Origin of the sequence: Microbacterium sp. S1037, from assembly GCF_048381605.1 — a bacterium.
Lineage (GTDB): Bacteria > Actinomycetota > Actinomycetes > Actinomycetales > Microbacteriaceae > Microbacterium > Microbacterium testaceum_B.
Genome location: NZ_JBLWIG010000003.1, coordinates 340954 through 358216 on the forward strand (window position 1 = coordinate 340954; position 17263 = coordinate 358216).

16 protein-coding genes are annotated in these 17263 nt (G+C 72.8%); 6 read left to right on the top strand and 10 right to left on the bottom strand.

What is annotated here, in order from left to right; genetic code table 11:
• Positions 1 to 4: 4 nt before the first annotated feature.
• The 3 genes from ACMW4R_RS16650 (at position 5) to ACMW4R_RS16660 (ending at position 4107) form a co-directional block, all read left to right on the top strand.
• Positions 5 to 1342 carry a multidrug effflux MFS transporter gene (locus tag ACMW4R_RS16650; RefSeq protein ID WP_193751306.1) on the top strand — a complete coding sequence of 446 codons (1338 nt, stop codon included), beginning with the start codon at positions 5 to 7 and terminating at the stop codon, positions 1340 to 1342.
• Between the two features lie 118 nt (positions 1343 to 1460).
• Positions 1461 to 2165, top strand: coding sequence for a phosphatase PAP2 family protein (locus tag ACMW4R_RS16655; RefSeq protein WP_418300462.1), 705 nt, complete (start codon positions 1461 to 1463; stop codon positions 2163 to 2165).
• Between the two features lie 10 nt (positions 2166 to 2175).
• Positions 2176 to 4107, top strand: coding sequence for a helicase HerA-like domain-containing protein (locus ACMW4R_RS16660; protein WP_418300463.1), 1932 nt, complete (start codon positions 2176 to 2178; stop codon positions 4105 to 4107).
• A gap of 116 nt (positions 4108 to 4223) precedes the next feature.
• Here the strand turns inward: ACMW4R_RS16660 and ACMW4R_RS16665 are convergent, their stop codons facing one another.
• From ACMW4R_RS16665 to ACMW4R_RS16685, 5 genes are all read right to left on the bottom strand, one after another.
• Positions 4224 to 5696 carry an MFS transporter gene (locus ACMW4R_RS16665; RefSeq protein WP_058597775.1) on the bottom strand — a complete coding sequence of 491 codons (1473 nt, stop codon included), beginning with the start codon at positions 5694 to 5696 and terminating at the stop codon, positions 4224 to 4226.
• A 62-nt stretch (positions 5697 to 5758) separates the two neighbouring features.
• Positions 5759 to 7300, bottom strand: a complete 1542-nt coding sequence (locus tag ACMW4R_RS16670) for a carboxylesterase/lipase family protein (protein WP_418300464.1) — start codon at positions 7298 to 7300, stop codon at positions 5759 to 5761.
• A gap of 8 nt (positions 7301 to 7308) precedes the next feature.
• A complete protein-coding gene (locus ACMW4R_RS16675) occupies positions 7309 to 7986 on the bottom strand; it encodes a GAP family protein (RefSeq protein WP_418300465.1) in 678 nt (225 codons plus the stop codon).
• Between the two features lie 11 nt (positions 7987 to 7997).
• Positions 7998 to 9719: a hypothetical protein gene (locus ACMW4R_RS16680; protein ID WP_418300466.1), complete on the bottom strand. Its 1722-nt coding sequence runs from the start codon at positions 9717 to 9719 to the stop codon at positions 7998 to 8000.
• Complete coding sequence (locus tag ACMW4R_RS16685; protein WP_058615002.1) at positions 9716 to 10348, bottom strand: response regulator; 633 nt, start codon at positions 10346 to 10348, stop codon at positions 9716 to 9718. The genes ACMW4R_RS16680 and ACMW4R_RS16685 overlap by 4 nt, the downstream gene beginning before the upstream one ends.
• A 63-nt stretch (positions 10349 to 10411) precedes the next feature.
• Here ACMW4R_RS16685 and ACMW4R_RS16690 point away from each other — a divergent pair, with 63 nt between their 5' ends.
• From ACMW4R_RS16690 to ACMW4R_RS16700, 3 genes are read left to right on the top strand one after another with little or no spacing between them, the layout of a single operon-like run.
• Positions 10412 to 12034: an SDR family oxidoreductase gene (locus ACMW4R_RS16690; protein ID WP_058615009.1), complete on the top strand. Its 1623-nt coding sequence runs from the start codon at positions 10412 to 10414 to the stop codon at positions 12032 to 12034.
• Positions 12035 to 12043: 9 nt separating this feature from the next.
• Positions 12044 to 12523: a MogA/MoaB family molybdenum cofactor biosynthesis protein gene (locus ACMW4R_RS16695; RefSeq protein WP_418300467.1), complete on the top strand. Its 480-nt coding sequence runs from the start codon at positions 12044 to 12046 to the stop codon at positions 12521 to 12523.
• Positions 12523 to 12951 carry a molybdenum cofactor biosynthesis protein MoaE gene (locus tag ACMW4R_RS16700; RefSeq protein WP_058615000.1) on the top strand — a complete coding sequence of 143 codons (429 nt, stop codon included), beginning with the start codon at positions 12523 to 12525 and terminating at the stop codon, positions 12949 to 12951. The genes ACMW4R_RS16695 and ACMW4R_RS16700 overlap by 1 nt, the downstream gene beginning before the upstream one ends.
• Positions 12952 to 13151: 200 nt before the next feature.
• On the opposite strand, the gene ACMW4R_RS16705 is transcribed toward ACMW4R_RS16700, so the two are convergent.
• The 5 genes from ACMW4R_RS16705 to moaA all read right to left on the bottom strand — a co-directional run bounded on the left by ACMW4R_RS16705 (position 13152) and on the right by moaA (position 17214).
• The gene (locus ACMW4R_RS16705; RefSeq protein ID WP_058597780.1) at positions 13152 to 13388 is read right to left on the bottom strand and encodes a MoaD/ThiS family protein; all 237 of its coding nucleotides are present in this window, start codon (positions 13386 to 13388) and stop codon (positions 13152 to 13154) included.
• A complete protein-coding gene (moaC, locus tag ACMW4R_RS16710; RefSeq protein WP_058597781.1) occupies positions 13385 to 13894 on the bottom strand; it encodes a cyclic pyranopterin monophosphate synthase MoaC in 510 nt (169 codons plus the stop codon). The genes ACMW4R_RS16705 and moaC overlap by 4 nt, the downstream gene beginning before the upstream one ends.
• Complete coding sequence (glp, locus tag ACMW4R_RS16715; RefSeq protein WP_418300468.1) at positions 13891 to 15114, bottom strand: gephyrin-like molybdotransferase Glp; 1224 nt, start codon at positions 15112 to 15114, stop codon at positions 13891 to 13893. The genes moaC and glp overlap by 4 nt, the downstream gene beginning before the upstream one ends.
• Before the next feature lie 133 nt (positions 15115 to 15247).
• Positions 15248 to 16018 carry a HesA/MoeB/ThiF family protein gene (locus tag ACMW4R_RS16720; RefSeq protein WP_058629382.1) on the bottom strand — a complete coding sequence of 257 codons (771 nt, stop codon included), beginning with the start codon at positions 16016 to 16018 and terminating at the stop codon, positions 15248 to 15250.
• The gene (gene moaA, locus ACMW4R_RS16725) at positions 16015 to 17214 is read right to left on the bottom strand and encodes a GTP 3',8-cyclase MoaA (protein WP_058594959.1); all 1200 of its coding nucleotides are present in this window, start codon (positions 17212 to 17214) and stop codon (positions 16015 to 16017) included. The genes ACMW4R_RS16720 and moaA overlap by 4 nt, the downstream gene beginning before the upstream one ends.
• Positions 17215 to 17263 lie beyond the last annotated feature (49 nt).

Below are 17263 nucleotides of genomic sequence, written 5' to 3' on the forward strand. Positions count from 1 at the left end.
ACGCGTGCTCGATACTGCTTCTCTCCCCGTCGTCCCCCCGACCTCCGCGCCTGACCGCTCACCGACCGGCGCCATCCGCACCCTCGGCAAGAACCCCGCCACGGCGCCGATCGTGCTGCACCCGGGCGATGCGATCTCCGCCTCCCGCCGCGTGCTGTACATCATCGTGCTCGGCGCGTTGACGGCGCTCGGCCCGTTTACGATCGACCTCTACCTCCCGGCGTTCCCCGTGCTGGAGGCGGATTTCCAGACGAGCGCCGCCGCGATCCAGCTCACCCTCACCGGAACGATGATCGGTTTCGCGCTCGGCCAGCTGATCGTCGGCCCCCTGAGTGACAAGGTCGGTCGACGTCTGCCGCTGCTGTCGGTCACGGCGTTGCACGTGGCGGCGAGCGTCTTCGCCGCGCTCGCCCCCACGCTCGAGACCCTCTCGGTCGCGCGGGTGCTGATGGGGGCCGGAGCCGCCGCGGGAGGCGTCGTGGCCGCGGCGATCATCCGCGATCTCTTCGGGGGACGTCGCCTCGTCGTCATGCTGTCGCGCATGGCGATGGTCTCGGGCGTCGCCCCTGTGCTCGCACCCCTCGCCGGGTCGGCGCTGCTGCTTGTGATGAACTGGCGGGGCATCTTCGTCGTGCTCGCCGTGTACGGAGCGATCATGCTCGTCTCGGCGGTGTTGTTCGTCCCCGAGACGCTGCCGCCCGCGCGCCGCAGCGGCCCCGGCACCACGACGGTCTGGCAGCGCTACGCGAGCGTGTTCCGCGACCGCGTCTTCATCGGCGTGCTCATCATCGGCGCGATGGCCTTCAGCGGGCTGTTCTCGTACCTTTCGGCATCCTCGTTCCTGTTCCAGGTCACCTACGGCTTCAACGCGCAGCAGTACGGCGTGCTGTTCGCGGTGAACTCGGTCGGTGTCGTGGTCGGTGTGCAGATCGCCTCCCGCCTGGCTGCGCGCTTCGGACCACAGTGGGTGCTCGCGGTGTCGACGATCGTGCTCGTCCTCGCGGGTGGGACGATCGTGCTCACCGACCAGTTGGGCCTCGGGCTGTGGGGCACCGTCATCCCGCTGTTCTTCTTCATGACGGCGTGCGGTTTCACGTTCCCGTGCGCGCAGGTGCTCGCCCTCGACCGTCACGGCAAGGCGGCGGGTACGGCGCAGTCGATCATCGGTGCGGCGAACTTCGGCGTGGCGGGCATCATCTCGCCGGTCGTCGGGCTGCTGTCCGCCGGCGCGGGGATCACCGCCACGACCATGGCATCCGTCATGGTGGGCTGCGCGGTCATCGGCGTGCTCGCGCTCTGGCTGCTCGTGCGTCCCCGCACGGTCGAGCGCCTCGCGCCCTGAGAACAGGCGCGAAGGCGCCCTGAGGACGGGTCCGGGTGCGCCGGGAGAACGGGCCCAGAAGACTAGCAGAGCGCGCGCCGAGCTCCCGCGGTGACCCGAGAGACGGCATCATGAACCGATGGATGCCGAATCCGCCGACGAGTCCGCCCCCGCCCTGCGCTCCGAGCGCATCCGGGGGGTCATCGGCTTGACGCTCGTGGCCCTCGCGTGCGGACTCGGCGCCTGGGTCTTCTTCCGCGGGCCGACGCCGTTCGCGATCGACGTGTGGTGGAACCACCTGTTCGTCGCCGCACCGTCACCGCCGCTGCTGGCGTTCGCGTTGGCGATGGATGCCGTCGGCGGACACTGGGTGGCCGTGTTCGTCGTTCCGCTGGGCGGGGCTCTGGCGCTGTTCCTCGCGGGACGACGCTGGGGAGCGTTGTACTTCCTCGCGGCCTCCGTGGGCAGCGCTCTGATCGTGCAGGTGCTCAAACACACGTTCGGCCGCGCGCGACCGGAGGACATCCTCGTGCTGTCCGATCACGGGTCCTTCCCCTCGGGCCACACGGCCAACGCCGCCACCGTCGCCGTGGTCGCCGTCGTGATCTTCCCCGCCCTGTGGGTGCGGATCGCCGGCGTCGCGTGGGTGATCGCGATGGCGTTCAGCCGCACCTATCTGCACGCGCACTGGCTCTCGGACACCCTCGGCGGCGCCCTGGTGGGTGCGGGGATGGCGCTCATCCTCGCCTCGCTCTTCGCCCACCTGCGTCTCCGGGACGATGACCGGCTGGCCGTCCGACGGACCCTGCGACGACCGGATGCCACGATCTCGGGCGCACCGTAGGCTGGCCGCCATGAGCGACAACGGAGCGTCGTCCGCCGGTCCCTCCGACGATCCCGAGGTCGCGCGCCTGCGCGCGGTGGCCGAGGCCGCGGAGGCGGAGGTGCGGCTCGCGCGGGCGCGGGCCGATCTCGCCGAGGCGGAAGCTGCTGCGGCGCGGGCGCGCGCGGCGGCGAGCGGGGGAGATGGGGCTTCCCCCTCGGCGGAGGGAACGGACGGGCCGCCGGTCGTCGGCGGCGAGGTCGCGGACGCCTCGGCCTCCGAGGCCCCGACCCCGCAAACTCCGGCACCGCCGGCATCCGCACCCCAAGCCCCGACCCCCCTCACCGACGCCGAGGTCGCCGCAATCGCCGCCGGCTACGCCTCGGACGCCGCTGCTCTCGACCTCGGCGTGCTCATGAACGGTGGGCCGGTGGCATCCGTCCCCGTCCGGATCCCGCTCGCGATGACCAACCGCCACGGACTCGTCGCGGGCGCCACCGGAACGGGCAAGACGCGCACGCTGCAGCTGCTCGCCGAGCAGCTCTCCGCCCACGGCGTGCCGGTCTTCGCCGCCGACATCAAGGGCGACCTGTCGGGGATCGCCGCTCCGGGTGTGTCCAGCGACAAGCTCACCGCGCGCACGGCGGCGCTCGGACAGGACTGGTCGCCGCGGTCGTACCCCGCCGAGTTCTTCGCGCTGGGCGACGACACCGCCTCGGGGATTCCCGTGCGGGCGTCGGTCTCGGGGTTCGGCCCGCTGCTGCTCAGCCGCGTGCTCGGCCTCAACGCGACGCAGGAATCGAGCCTCGGACTCGTCTTCCACTACGCCGACGAGAAGGGCTTGGCCCTCGTCGACCTGCCCGACCTCCGCGCGGTGCTCACCTTCCTCACCAGCGACGAGGGGAAGGACGAGCTCAAGGGCATCGGCGGTCTCTCCGCCGCGACGGCCGGGGTGATCCTGCGCGAACTCGTCGCCTTCGCCGCCGCAGGAGCCGACACATTCTTCGGCGAGCCCGAGCTCGACGTCGCGGTCTTCCTGCGCACCGCGCCCGACGGCGCCGGCATCGTGAGCCTGCTCGAGGTGCCGAACGTCGCGTCCCGGCCCGAGCTGTACTCGACGTTCCTGATGTACCTGCTCGCCGAGCTGTACGAGGTGCTCCCCGAGGTCGGCGACCTCGACAAGCCGAAGCTCGTGTTCTTCTTCGACGAGGCGCACCTGCTGTTCCGCGACGCCTCGAAGGCGTTCCTCGCGGCGATCACCCAGACGGTGCGACTCATCCGGTCCAAGGGCGTCGGCGTGTTCTTCGTGACGCAGACCCCCAAGGACGTACCGGCCGACGTGCTGGCGCAGCTCGGCTCCCGTGTGCAGCACGCGTTGCGCGCGTTCACCCCCGACGACGTGAAGGCCCTGCGGGCGTCGGTGCGGACCTATCCCGACTCGGGCTACGACCTCGAGCGTGTCCTGCAGGAACTCGGCACCGGCGAGGCCGTCATCACGGTCATGAGCGAGCGCGGTGCGCCGACCCCGGTCGCGTGGACCCGTCTGTTCGCCCCGCGCGCCTCGATGTCGCCCATCCCCGCCGAGACCATGGCGGCCGCGGTCACGGCATCCCCCCTCTTCGCCACCTACGGCACCCCGATCGATCCGGAGTCGGCCCGCGAGATCCTCGGGGCTCGGATGCAGGCCGCTGCCGACGCCCGCGCCGCGGCGGAGAAGGCGAAGAAGGACGCCGCCGACGCCGCCGAGTACGCGAAGCAGAAAGCCGCGATCGACAGGGCGAACGCCGAGGCGCAGAAGAAGGCGCAGCGCGAGTACGAGCGGATCCTCAAGAGCACCGCGGCGCCACGTCGGCGCTCGAGTGCGCCCACCTCACCGCTCGACGACGTGCTGGGGCGAGGGGCGACGAAGAGCATCGTGACCGATGTGATCCGCGGTCTCTTCGGTACGAGCCGGCGGCGCTGAGACACGGCGCTGAGCCACGGCGCTGAGACACGGCGCTGAGACACGGCCCGCACGCCTCGGGGCGTACGGCGGAAGGACCGTGGATGCCAGGGGTCCGGCATCCACGATCCTCCGCGTCATGACCGGCGTACGGAAAGCGGCATCGTCGAGGTGTCGATGAGGGGATCGGAATCCTGCCGCTCCACGAGGGCAGCGGCCTCGGCGGGCGTCTCGACCGCGGGGACCGACCCGAGCAGCGGGCGCTTCGCCGTCTCACGCATCGCGAGGAGGGCGACGAGGCCCAGCGCCGCGAAGAGCATGATGTAGAACGCCGGCATGAGGGTGTTGCCGGTCGCGGCGATGAGGGCCTGGCTGATGAGCGGTGTCGTGCCGCCGAAGAGCGAGACGGCGACGTTGTAGGCCACCGCCATCGCCCCGAAGCGCGAGGCGGTCGGGAAGAGCGCCGGAAGGGCGGATGCCGAGATCGCCACGTAGAACGCCACCGGGACGGCCGCCATGCAGAGGGCGACCATCACGGCCCACATCTCGCCGATCTGCATGATGAGGAACGCCGGCACGAGCAGGACGAGCGCGGAGCCCGCGGCGATCGCGTACACGGGCTTGCGTCCGATGCGGTCGCTCAGGCGTCCGATGAAGGGGAGGGCCGCCGACATCACCACGAGCACGGGAACCGTCGCGACGGCGGCCGTGAGGTTCGACACCCCGACCTCCTCTTCGAGGTAGACGGGCATGTAGCTCGTCAACGCATAGCCCGCCGTGTTCGTGGCGGCCACCAGCGCGATGCCGATCAGCAGCGCACGCCAGTGGTGCCGAACGATTCCGCCGAGACCCTGGCGAGCCAGCGGATCGTCGGCGTCGCGCTCGTCGACCGCGCTCGTCTGCTCGAAGGACGGCGTCTCGGGGATGCGCAGACGGAACCAGATCGCGACGATGCCGAGCGGGATCGCGAGCAGGAACGGGATGCGCCAGCCGTACTCGACCATGGCGTCGGGACCCGAGATCGAGGTCGTGATCGCCGTGACGATCGCCACCGCCGACGCTCCGGCGGCGAAACCGATGTACGACCCGACGTCGAGGAACGACGACCAGAACCCGCGGGTGCGGTCGGGCGAGAACTCCGAGACGTAGGTCGTCGCACCGGCGTACTCGCCCCCGGTCGAGAAGCCCTGCACCATCTTGAGCACGTAGAGCGGCACGATCGCCCACAGGCCGATGGCCGCGGAGGTCGGGAGCAGGCCGATCAGGGCGGTGGCCGCGGCCATCATCGCCATCGTGAGGAAGAGCACCTTCTGCCGGCCGATGCGGTCGCCGAGCGGGCCGAGGACGAAGCCGCCGAACGGTCGCACGAGGAAAGAGATCGCGAAGCCCAGGAGCGTGACCAGCAGGCCCCATGGGTCGGGGAGGTCGGAGGTGAAGACCACCGACAGCGTGACGGCGAGGTAGCCGTAGATGCCGAAGTCGAACCACTCCATGAAGTTGCCGACGACGGTGCCGCCGATGGCGGTGCGGACGCGTTTCTTGTCGACGATGATGACGTCGTCGACGTCGAGCCGGGGAGCGGGGGATGCCGAGGGGGGATTCTCGTTCATCCTTCTAGCGTTACCCCGATCGGTGCCCGGATGCCAGCCGAGGCGCCTCGGCCGACTCGGTGCTAGCGGAAGGTCAGCACCTCGTCGCCCCACGCGCGGCGGAGATCGCCGTCGAGATCGGCGACGACCTGGTCGTGGCGGTCGATCACGAGCGTCGCGCGCGCGTCGGCGCCCGCGGTCGTGAAGGCCGGCCACACGGGCGCGTCCGGCGCCGCGGGCTCGTCTCCCCGGGCGAAGGCGATCCACCGCGCCTGCATGCGGGCCGAGATCAGCTCCGCGACCCGCTTGCCGCCCAATCGGAACGTCGGGTCCTTCGGGCCGCTGACGAGGTTGCCCCACACGTAGGGCAGCTCCGCCGCGTGCGTGGCGCCCAGGCCGATCAGGCGCAGGAACGGCGAGGCGTGATCGAAGCGGTAGAGCCACACCGGGGCCGCGGTGGCGTGTCCCTCCGCCGCCCAGAGCGTCGGCAGGCGGAATCCGATGTCGCGCGCGACGCCGAGCCCCACCGCGCGGTGGCGCACGTGCTCGTAGGCGGCGAGGACCTGCTCGCGGCTGGGCAGTTCGACGCCGGGGTTCTGTTCCGCCATGTCGGCGAACATCTTGTCGATCCGGTCGCCCGTGATGGGGATCAGCGGCGACTTCATGTACGAGAACAGCGAGGCCTCGTCCTTGTTCGTGCCGATGATCAGGGGCACGGGGATGCCGCGGCCCTGGCGCAGCACCGTGATGGGCGCCTCGGGCAGGAGGTCGCCGTCGACGACGGGGGCGAACGCGAGCGTGCCCGGATCGGTCACGGGAACCGCCGAGTACACCGTCCAGCCTGCGGCGACGACCGCGTCGACGGGAGCGTCGCGCAATGCAGCCGGATCGGCGGCATCGACGCCCAGCGCATCGAGGAACTGCTCCGCGACCCGGGTCGCACGCTCGCGGCCGTAGACGCTGGAGACCGGCGACGATTCGGCGATCGCCCGGGAGAACAGCCCGCGCGCCGACGGCGTCGCCAGCAGCGTCGTGACCAGTCCGCCGCCCGCGGACTCGCCGAACACGGTCACCCGCGCGGGGTCGCCGCCGAACGCCGAGATGTTGCGCTGCACCCAGCGCAGGGCGAGCAGCACGTCCTTGAGGGCGAGGTTCCCGTCGAAGCCGGCCCCCGGCACCGCGCCCGAGAGGTCGAGGAACCCGAGCGCGCCGAGGCGGTAGTTGACCGTGACCACGATCACGTCGCCGGTGTCGACCATCGTTGTGGCGTCGTACATCGGCTGGCGCGACGACCCGAAGGTGTACGCGCCACCGTGCAGCCACACCATGACCGGACGCGGGGCCGCGTCGTCGCCTGGAGCCCAGACGTTCAGCGACAGGCAGTCCTCGTTCTGGACGGTGCCCTCACCGAGCGGCATGGCGGGGTTCGTGGGCTGAGGGCACACGGGCCCGAAGGCTGTGGCATCCACCTCTCCCTCGGCATCCGGGGCCGCCAGGGGATCGCGCCAACGACGCTCGCCCGTGGGGGCGACGGCGAAGCGGATGCCGCGCCACGACCGGACCCCGCGGTCGAGGAGGCCACGGAAGGTTCCGGCGGGGGCGGTGATGAGGGGAGAGGTGTCCATGGGCGTCCTCACGCGGTGAGCTGGTGGATCAGGTGGGCGGCTTCGGTCGCGGCGAGGATCGCGAAGAGCACCGTCATGATGACGGCATTGTGCGCGATCATCTCGTCCTTCAGACGGCGCAACGCGGAGACGACGGCGGGGAGGCCCGTCGCGCCGAGCAGCGTGGGCAGCACCAGCGCGAGGGATCCGGCGACGGCGAGCGCGACGCACAGCAGGACGGTCACGGCGACGGGGAGGTGCGCGGCGCCCAGCAGCGCGCCGCCCTTCAGCTCGAGGGGGAGGTTCTTGCTGTTGGTGGCGGCCATCAGCACGCCGAGCCCGGCGGCGCGCGCGGGAGTGATGGCATCCACCGCCGCCAGCCAGCCCGGGGCGACGGGAGCCGTGCCGGGCTTCGGGCGGCCGCGCCAGCTGACCACGGCGAACACGGTGAAACCGACCGTGAGCAGGGCCGTCAGCACGAGCACGACGATCTTCCCGCCCTCGCCGTGCGAGGCGGCCGAGGCCCCCGCCGATGTCGCGGCGCCGACGCCGATGACGGCGAGCGTGACCAGCAGGAACGCGCCGGTGTAGGCGGGGGCGGCGGTGCGGCCGCGCGCCGAGAGCAGGATCGCGACGACGGCGACGATCGGAAGCGGCGAGATCGCCATGCCGACGGCGAGGGGCAGGAGGGAGGAGAGCTCGGACATCGACGCCGACGCTACGCGCGGCGTTCCGGCGTCCCGTCGGAATGTTCGGTGCACACGACAGAACCCGCCGCTGCGGCCGCGTCGTCGACCGCGAAGACCGCCTCGAGCACGGCATCCGCCCCCTCCACCGTGAGTCGCGCCCCCAGGCGCTCGGCGTTCGATCCGGGGCGCAGCCGCGCGTGCGGGGTCGGTGCGCCCGGCGAGACGATCCGCACCCGCAGGCGGGGGCCGCCGGCGGTTGCGGCCACGCGCAGCTCGACGCGCGCGGTGCGTTCGCGCGCGTGCTTCGCCGCGTTCAGCAGGCCCTCGCTCACGACGTCGATGACGTCGCGCGCGAGGGCCGGGTCGGTGCGCAGCGCGGCGCTCGCCGCGTCGGAGACGTCGGCGGAGACCGGCATCGCGGCTCCCCAGGTCTGGAGCACCGGGCCGAGCGAGTCCGCCGCGGCGGGGGCGGTGGGGCGATCGAGAGCGGTGCGGAGCTGCTCGCTGAGCATATGCAGATCGGCGGCGAGGACGGCGACGTCGGCGGGGGCGGCGTCGGGATGCCGGAGGGCGAACTGCACCGCCGCCCCCTGGGCGTCGGTGTGCAGGAGGCCGACCGCGCGGCGCAGGGCAGCGCGGACGCGGCGGGTGCCGAGGTCGTCGGCGCGCCCGCGCGCGGCCACGGCACCGGACAGGCGCCGACGCTCGACGCGCAGCGCATGGGCCGTGCTGCGGCCCGCGGCGAGGGCGAAAGCCAGAGCGGGATAGGCCAGAACGGCGAGGGAGGCTGCGGCGAGCGGCACGCCCTGCCCGACGGCGACCGCTGCCAGCGTCAGGCCCGCGAGCAGGGTGGTCGCGACGAAGACGGCACCGCGGGCCCGGGGTCGGCGCCGCAGCGAGGGGAGTCGGGCCGCGAGATCGGCTGCGCCGCCGGCGAGGAGGGCGACGCAGAAACCGACGACCAGGTCGATCGGCGCGACGCTCCGCAGCGCGTAGGGGAGGACCGCCAGCGCATAGACGCCCGCCGCGAGCCCGGGCGGGGGAAGGCGCAGCGGTGACGCCCGCCGACGGAGGGCGCGCGGAGCCTGTGCGTCGAGCGGATCACCCGGCGCGGGCGGAGCAGCGGCGCGCTCGTCGAGCCGGTGGGCGTGCGCGCGGACATCGACGGCGAGAGCGCGCACGTCGGCCGTGGTCTCGCACCGAGCGGTGGTCAGGAGGTCGGCGGCGGCGAGGATGTCGGCCCGCGCGGCGGCGGCGTATTCGCGCACCCGCGCGGCACTGCCTTCCCACTGGGCGAGGACCTGCGCGAGCAGCGCGTTGGTTTCGCGGATCGACCGCGCCGCGTCCACGAGCGTGGCCGTTCCGATCAGCGCGATCGTCCAGACGACGAGATTCGTGAGGATCCGCAGGGGCGCGTCGGTGGGCGGGGGAACCGGCAGGCCGCCGAGCCGCGAGAGGGCGTCCTGTAGCGGCGGCCGCGCGGCCGCGGTGAGCACCAGCGCCGACACGATCACCGCCGCGCGTACTCGGGGGTCGGAGGCGGCGCGTTCGATCAGGGCGACCCCCGCCCAGACCACCGAGATCCCGGCCGCGCCGGCGGCACCGACGAGCGCGCGCTGGAGCACGGAGAGCCCGACCGGGAGCGGCGCGAGCAGCGTCACCGAGACGACGAACACCGCCGCGAACGTCCACGCGGTGACGAAGTGGCCCCCGGTCACCGCGCGACGCACGGCGGGCCACAGCGTGATCACGCGACGGGGCCGAACTCGGCGAGGTAGAGAGCGCTCGCACGCACGCGGGGGTTCGTTCCGCCCGCCGCGCGCAGATCGAGGCGCGCGAAGATACGGCTCATCGCGCGCTCCACCGCCCGCGTCGTGGTGCCGCGCTCGCGCGCGATCTGCTCGTTCGACCAGCCGCGCGCGACGAGCGCGAGCACCTCGATCTGACGCCGGGTGAGACCGGCCAGAGCGGAGGCGCGCACCGGCGTCGGCGCGGGCGGTGTGGCTCGGCGCAGTGCCGCCTCGACGGCATCCACCACCACTTCGGCCGAGGTCACGTCGAGCTTCGAGACGAACACGGCCCCGGCGGGGCCGCGGTGCCCGGCGACGGCCCCGGGGAAGCTGCTGAGGAACACCACAGCCAGGTGCGGGGCCAGACCGGTGAGCATCGTGGCCAGCTCGACGCCGGACGGGCGCGAGCCCAGGTCGATGTCGGTGAGCAGGACGTCGGGGTCGCTGTCGGCGAACAAGCGCGTCGCCTCGGCGGCGTCCGCGGCTCCGGTGGCCTCGAATCCGCGGTGGACCAGCATGTCGCACAGCAGCGCTCGCATCGCCGGCTGATCCTCCACGACGAGCACGCGTCGCACCCACGCGGTCACCACGCGCCTCACCCTAGCGCCGTCAAGCCCCCGTCGTGGGCGAGGCCGCGGCGTACCGTGTCGGGCATGAGCGAGCTGTCCGCCCCCACCGGCCGTGAACCCGCGCTCGTCGCGCAACCCCGCCCCGACGGGTCGGCACCGCGAGCTCTCGTGCTCGGCGCCACGGGCTACCTCGGCGGACGGCTCGTGCCGCGGCTGCTCTCCGCGGGATATCGCGTGCGGGTGCTCGCCCGCGACGCGCGGCGAGTGGAGGCCTTCCCGTGGGGGCACGACGTCGAGACGATCGAGGGCGATGCGACGGATGCCGAGGCGGTGGCCCGCGCGGTCGACGCGGTCGACGTGCTGTACTACCTGATCCACTCCATGGGCGGCGGCCGGAACTTCGAGGACACCGATCGCCGCGCGGCGAGCACCGTCGCCGACGCCGCGGCCGCGGCATCCGTCTCGCGCATCGTGTACCTCGGCGGGCTTCACCCCGACGACGCCCCGCTGTCGGCGCACCTGCGCTCGCGCGTCGAGGTGGGCGAGATCCTGCTCGCCAGCGGCGTGCCGACGCTCGTGCTGCAGGCCGGGGTCGTGATCGGGTCGGGCTCTGCGTCCTTCGAGATGGTGCGTCATCTCACGGACGTGCTCCCGTACATGCCCGCGCCGAAGTGGGTGCGCAATCGCATCCAGCCCATCGCCGTGCGCGACGTGCTGCACTACCTGCTCGGGGCGGCGCGGGTCGCCCCGAACGTCAACCGCGCCGTCGACATCGGCGGCCCCGACGTGCTGCGGTACGGCCAGATGATGAACGGATACGCCCTCGAGGCCGGACTCCACCAGCGCGCCATCGCGTCGCTGCCCGTGCTCACGCCCCGGCTGGCCTCGCACTGGGTCAACCTCGTCACACCGATCCCCAAGTCGATCGCCCGCCCGCTCGTGGAGTCGCTGCAGAACGACTGCGTGGTGAAGGACCGCGCGATCGACGATCTCGTGCCGCGGCCAGAGGGCGGACTGTTGCCGTATCGCGAGGCCGTCCGACGCGCGCTCGGGCGCGTGAACGACGACGCGATCGAGACCAGCTGGCAGGATGCCGAGGTCTCCGGCGCCCCGAGCGATCCGCTGCCGAGCGACCCGGACTGGGCTGGACGGCTGGTGTACACCGACGAGCGGACGATGCGCACGAGCGCGAGCCCCGCGCAGCTGTGGTCGGTCATCGAGGGGATCGGCGGAGAGAACGGCTGGTACTCCTCGCCGCTGCTGTGGGCCATCCGGGGGTGGATGGACCGCCTGGTCGGCGGCGTGGGCCTCGCGCGCGGCCGCCGGAGCCGGAGCGTCGTGACCGTCGGCGACGCGCTGGACTTCTGGCGCGTGGAGGCGATCGAGCCCGGACACCTGCTGCGCCTGCGGGCCGAGATGAAGGTGCCCGGCGGCGCGTGGCTGGAACTGCGGGCGAGTCCCGACGGCGACGGTGCGAGGTTCGACCAGCGCGCGCTATTCTTCCCGACGGGGCTCGCCGGGCGGCTCTACTGGCTTTCGGTGCTGCCGTTCCACGGCCTCATCTTCAGCGGCATGGCGCGGCGCATCACCGCGGCGGCCGAGTCGGTCCAGCGCGACGACCTCGAACCGAAGGCGAAGGCTGGGCGCATCGCCCCTGAGGTGCCGGAGGTCGAGACGATCCCGTCGGCGGCCGACGCGCGCGCCTAGGCTGGAACGGTGCCGTACACCGCCCGGGTCATCACCGTGTCCGACCGTTCCGCTGCGGGTCTGCGGGAGGACCGCGGGGGTCCGCTCGCGGTGTCGCTGTTGCGCGAGGCCGGTTTCGACTGCGACGAGCCCGTGGTCGTGCCCGATGGCGCCGACAGCGTCGAGGCGGCCCTCCGCGCCGCGATCTCGGCGGGTGCCCGGCTCGTCGTCACGACCGGCGGTACCGGCATCGCGCCCACCGACCGCACGCCCGAGGGCACGGCCCGGGTCCTCGATCGCGAACTCCCCGGCATCGCCGAAGAGCTCCGCCGACGGGGACTCTCCGACACCCCGCTCGCGGTGATCTCGCGCGGTCTCGCCGGGATCGCCGACCCCGGCACCCTCGTGGTGAACCTTCCCGGATCCACGCGGGCCGTGGCATCCGGAATCGCCGTGCTCGCCGAGCTCGCCCCGCACGTCCTCGACCAGCTCGCCGGAGGAGACCACTGATGAGCGCCGTCCGCATCGCCCGCCTGTCCGACGAGCCGCTCGATCTCGACGCGCACCTGCGCGCGGTGGAAGACGACGCGTCGGGCGCCGTCACGACCTTCGTCGGTCGCGTGCGCAACACGGATCCGGATGCCGATGACGCCGTCGTCGCGCTGGAGTACAGCTCGCACCCCGACGCGCCCGCAGCTCTCCACCGCATCGCCGAGGAAGCCGCCGCGGGCACCGACGCGATCGTCGCCGTGAGCCACCGTGTGGGTCGGCTGGAGGTGGGGGAGGCCGCCGTCATCATCGCCGTGGCATCCGGTCACCGCGCCGAGGCGTTCGAGGTGTGCCGGACCGTGATCGAGACGATCAAGACCGATCTGCCCGTGTGGAAGCGTCAGGTCGAGGCCGACGGCACGACGGCGTGGAAGGGCCTGGGCGGCTAGACCGGTCGCGCGACGGTGTGCGCGGCGGGCGGGGAGTGGGGCGCGCGCGGCGCGCAGCCGGCGGGGAGTGGCGCGCGCGGCGGGCGGGGGATCGCGGCGCGCAGCCGGCATAAACGCTATCCGCGCACATAAACGCGTGCAGAGCGTGTTTCTGTGCGCGAACAGCGTTTATGGGGAGCGAACGACGCGGAGCGGTCCGCTCAGCCGCCCGCGAACGGCGGGAGCACGTCGACGTGCGTGACGCCCTCGAGCGGCGCGTCGTCATCATGACGGGTGCCGTCCAGCAGCACGGCGCAGCGGTCCAGGATGCCAGCCAGCGCCGGGTGGTCGGCGACGACCGCCGCTCGCAGCGCCGACAGGGAAGGCTCGGTGCGGTCCTCGGCATCCGTTCCCGCGGCCTCCGCGGCAGCGGCGAAGTACCGGACGCGGACGCTCACGCGCCGGCTCCCGCGTCGGGGGTGGAGCCGGCCGGTTCGCCCGGCCTCGCCCAGTCGCCCGACTTCCCGCCGGTCTTCGACACGATGCGGACGTTCTCGATGAACGTTCCCTTGTCCATGCCCTTCACCATGTCGACGATCGCGAGGGCTGCGACCGAGACGCTCGTGAGCGCTTCCATCTCGACGCCGGTGCGGTCGGCGGTGCCGACGGTGGCCTCGATCTCGACGCCGTCGTCGGTGATCTCGAGATCGACCGACGCACGGTGCACGCCGATGACGTGCGCGAGCGGCAGCAGGGCGGGCGTGGACTTCGCGGCCTGGATGCCGGCGATCCGCGCCACGGCCAGCACATCGCCCTTGGGCGCGGTGCCGTCGCGGAGGGCGGCCACCACCTCGGGCGCGCAGCGCACGAAACCGCGAGCGGTCGCGGTGCGGACCGTGGGCTGCTTGAGCGTGACGTCGACCATGCGGGCGTGGCCCGCGGCATCCAGGTGCGTGAAGGTCATGGAATCAGCATGACATCGAGTGCGTCGCCCACCGACACGGCGGACACCTCCGCGGGCACGACCGCGAAGGCTTCAGCGCGCGCGAGGGAGGCGGCGAGGTGCGAGCCCGAGCCCCCGGCCGTGGCCGGGCGGACGGTTCCCGCGACGAGATCTACCGCGGCCGGGAGGTACTGGCGGCGTCCGGGCGGGGTCGTCCAGGCCTCGGATGCCGTGAGCCGGGCGATGCGCCGATCGAGCACCGCGCGGCCCTGCAGGGCCAGGAGGGCGGGCCGCACGAACACCTCGAACGACACCGCGACGCTCACGGGGTTGCCGGGGAGGCCGAACACGAGCCGCCCGTCGGGGAGGACGCCGAAGGCCTGGGGCTTACCGGGCTGCATCGCCACTCTCTCGAAGGCGATGCGGTCGGACAGGGCGAGGCGCACGGGCTCGTAGGCCCCCGCGCTCACGCCGCCGGTGAAGACCACCACGTCGGCGCGCGAGGCGCGCGCGAGGACGGTCTCGATTCCCGCCGGATCGTCGCCGACTCGGTCGACGAGCTCGATGTCGGCATCGGCCTCGGCGACGAGCGCGGCCAGCAGCGTCGCGTTCGAGTCTGGCGTCTGTCCGCGGCTCGGTGCGGTGCCGGGTGCGACCAGCTCGCTCCCGGTCGAGACGACCGCGACGCGGGGGCGGCGCCGGACGACGATCTCGGCGACTCCGGCCGCAGCGGCAGCCGCGAGAGAGAAGGGGTCGAGGCGCTCTCCGGCCGAGAGCACGACATCGCCGGCGCGGGTATCGCCGCCGCGTCGGCGGATGAACGCGCCCCGTGACGTCGGCGCTCGCCGCACCTCGACGGTGTCGAGGGAGTCGGCGAGGCCGCCGGCGGTGTCCTCGAACGGCACGATCGCGTCGGCGTCGGCGGGCACGGCGGCGCCCGTCATGATGCGCGCCGCCTGACCGGCCGCGAGCGTCGGGTCGTCGGAGGTGCCGGCGGGGAGATCGGCGACCACTCTCAGTGACGCCGGGTGTTCGGCATCCGCCCCCTCGACGTCGGCGAAGCGGACCGCGAAGCCGTCCATCGAGGAGTTGTCGAAGCCGGGGAGGTCGTGCGCGGCGAGCACGGGCTCGGCGAGGGTGCGGCCGGAGGCCTCGGGCAACGGAACGGTCTCGGCGGGGAGCAGCGAGACGGCGGCGAGCACGCGGGAGCGGTGCTCTTCGACGGTCAAGAGGTCGGTCACGTGAGGGCCTTTCGAACCGATGCGGCGTCGGATGCGTTGTCTGCCGCCCGCGGATTGCGCGGAGGTGCGCCGTTCGTCCAGCGTGAGTGCGCCGCCGCGTGCATTTCGCGCAACTTACCGGGGGAGGGGGCTCTCATGGGCGCCTCGCGGGACTCAGGGGGATGACGTCGTGACGGGCGCGCAGCGCGTCGATGACGACCACGCGCCCGAGCAACGGTTCACCGGCGCCGGTGACGAGCTTGATCGCCTCGGTCGCGAGGAGGCCACCCACCTGCACGCAGAGCGAGCCGAGCACGCCGACCTGGGCGCACGTCGGCGGTTCGCCCGCCGATCCGGGCGGAAACAGGTCACCGAGCACGACGGGTGCGTGCCCCTCGGGCGGGGTCGACCAGAACACCGTCACCTGGGCGGCCCATTCCTGGACGGCTCCCCAGACGAGGGGGATGCCGAGGGCCTCGGCCGCGGCGGCGACCGCCTCGCGCGTGTCGAAGGTGTCGCTGCCGTCGATCACGAGGTGGGCGCCGTCGAGCAGCTCGCGGGCGTTGTCGGAGGTCAGGCGTACCGTGCGTTCATGGACGACGGTGAGCGGCGAGAGGGCCTGGACGGCCCGGGCGGCGGAGGTCGTCTTCGCCGTGCCGATGTCGTCGACCCGGTGAGCGAGCTGGCGCTGCAGGTTGGTGCGTTCGACCGTGTCGTCGTCGATGATCACGAGCTCACCGACGCCCGCCGCCGCGAGGGCGAGCAGCACCGGAGACCCGAGGCCGCCGGCTCCGATCACCGCGATGCGCGCGGCCGCGATCCGCCGCTGCCCCTCCTCACCGATGCCGGCGAGCACGGCGTGACGAGCCGTGCGGATGAGTTCTTCGGGGGCGAGGGATGCCACCGGCTCGACGAGCGGCCTCATCCGCCGATCGCGCTCATCGTGCGCTCGGGCTGGACGAAGTCGGCACGCGCGAGCCCCACGCGATCGGAGCCGTGGGCGCGGGGCTTGAGCCACATGGCATCCCGCCAGATCTGCGCGAGACCCTCGTCGTCGGCGCCGTCGCGGAGCGCCGTGAGCAGGTCCGTCTCTTCGTGCGAGAACAGACACGACCGGATCCGGCCGTCGGCGGTGACGCGCGTGCGCGAACAGGCGGAGCAGAACGGTTCGGTGACCGACGAGATGATGCCGACGTGCCCGGCGAGGGCGGTCTCGCCGAGGCGGCGCACCTCCCAGCGCTCGGCGGGGGCTGCGCCCCGGCCGCGGGGGTCGGCGGTGAGGGTGAAGGCCTCCTCGATCGCGGCGCGGATGTCGCGGGCCGGGATGACGTTGGTCGCGCTCCACGACCGGTCGCCGTCGAGGGGCATGTCCTCGATGAAGCGCATCTCGAAGCCGTTCGACACCGCCCAGTCGACCAGGGGGACGACCTCGGTGTCGTTGACGCCCCGGAGGAGCACCGCGTTGATCTTGATGGGGCCGAGGCCCGCGGCGCGCGCGGCCTGAAGTCCCGAGAGCACCTTGTCCAGGTGTGGGCGGCGCGTGAGCTCGGCGAACGTTTCGGGGTGGAGGGTGTCGAGCGAGACGTTGATCCGGTTGAGGCCCGCGTCCTTCAGGGGCTGGGCGCGGCGGTCGAGGCCGACAGCGTTCGTCGTCAGCGAGATCGGCAGGTCGGGATTGTCGGCACGGATGCCGGCGATGATGTGCTCGAGATCCTTGCGCACGAGGGGCTCGCCGCCGGTGATCCGCAGTTCTTCCGCGCCCAGGGAGTGCACAGCGACGCGGACGATGCGCCGGATCTCGTCGGCGCTCATCAGCTGCGACTGCGGGAGCCACGGCATCCCGTCGGCCGGCATGCAGTACGTGCAGCGGAGGTTGCACTTGTCGATCACCGAGACGCGCAGGTCGGTCGCGACCCGGCCGAAACGGTCGAGGAGACCGCCGCTCCGCGGAGCGCCGGCGACAGGTTCGTGCGCGGGGCGCTCAGGATTTGCCGTCGCGGGGCGGACCCCGCCGGTCGTGCGGACCGCGCCGAGCCCGCTCGCCGCGCCGTTCGCGGTCACGGTCGCGCCGAAGGGGACGGCGACCGGACCACGCGTCGCGCTCGCGTGCTCGGCATCCATGGGTCGAGCCTAGGTCAGCGGGAAGGGGGTGAGGGCGTCGCTCGAGAAC

What these genes read in the sequence shown, in the direction of transcription:
- ACMW4R_RS16655 (WP_418300462.1), top strand. Translation starts at nt 1,461, where the DNA reads ATGGATGCCGAATCCGCCGACGAGTCCGCCCCCGCCCTGCGCTCCGAG.
- ACMW4R_RS16660 (WP_418300463.1), top strand. Translation starts at nt 2,176, where the DNA reads ATGAGCGACAACGGAGCGTCGTCCGCCGGTCCCTCCGACGATCCCGAG.
- ACMW4R_RS16665 (WP_058597775.1), bottom strand. Translation starts at nt 5,696, where the DNA reads ATGAACGAGAATCCCCCCTCGGCATCCCCCGCTCCCCGGCTCGACGTC.
- ACMW4R_RS16670 (WP_418300464.1), bottom strand. Translation starts at nt 7,300, where the DNA reads ATGGACACCTCTCCCCTCATCACCGCCCCCGCCGGAACCTTCCGTGGC.
- ACMW4R_RS16675 (WP_418300465.1), bottom strand. Translation starts at nt 7,986, where the DNA reads ATGTCCGAGCTCTCCTCCCTCCTGCCCCTCGCCGTCGGCATGGCGATC.
- ACMW4R_RS16690 (WP_058615009.1), top strand. Translation starts at nt 10,412, where the DNA reads ATGAGCGAGCTGTCCGCCCCCACCGGCCGTGAACCCGCGCTCGTCGCG.
- ACMW4R_RS16700 (WP_058615000.1), top strand. Translation starts at nt 12,523, where the DNA reads ATGAGCGCCGTCCGCATCGCCCGCCTGTCCGACGAGCCGCTCGATCTC.
- moaC (WP_058597781.1), bottom strand. Translation starts at nt 13,894, where the DNA reads ATGACCTTCACGCACCTGGATGCCGCGGGCCACGCCCGCATGGTCGAC.
- ACMW4R_RS16720 (WP_058629382.1), bottom strand. Translation starts at nt 16,018, where the DNA reads ATGAGGCCGCTCGTCGAGCCGGTGGCATCCCTCGCCCCCGAAGAACTC.
- moaA (WP_058594959.1), bottom strand. Translation starts at nt 17,214, where the DNA reads ATGGATGCCGAGCACGCGAGCGCGACGCGTGGTCCGGTCGCCGTCCCC.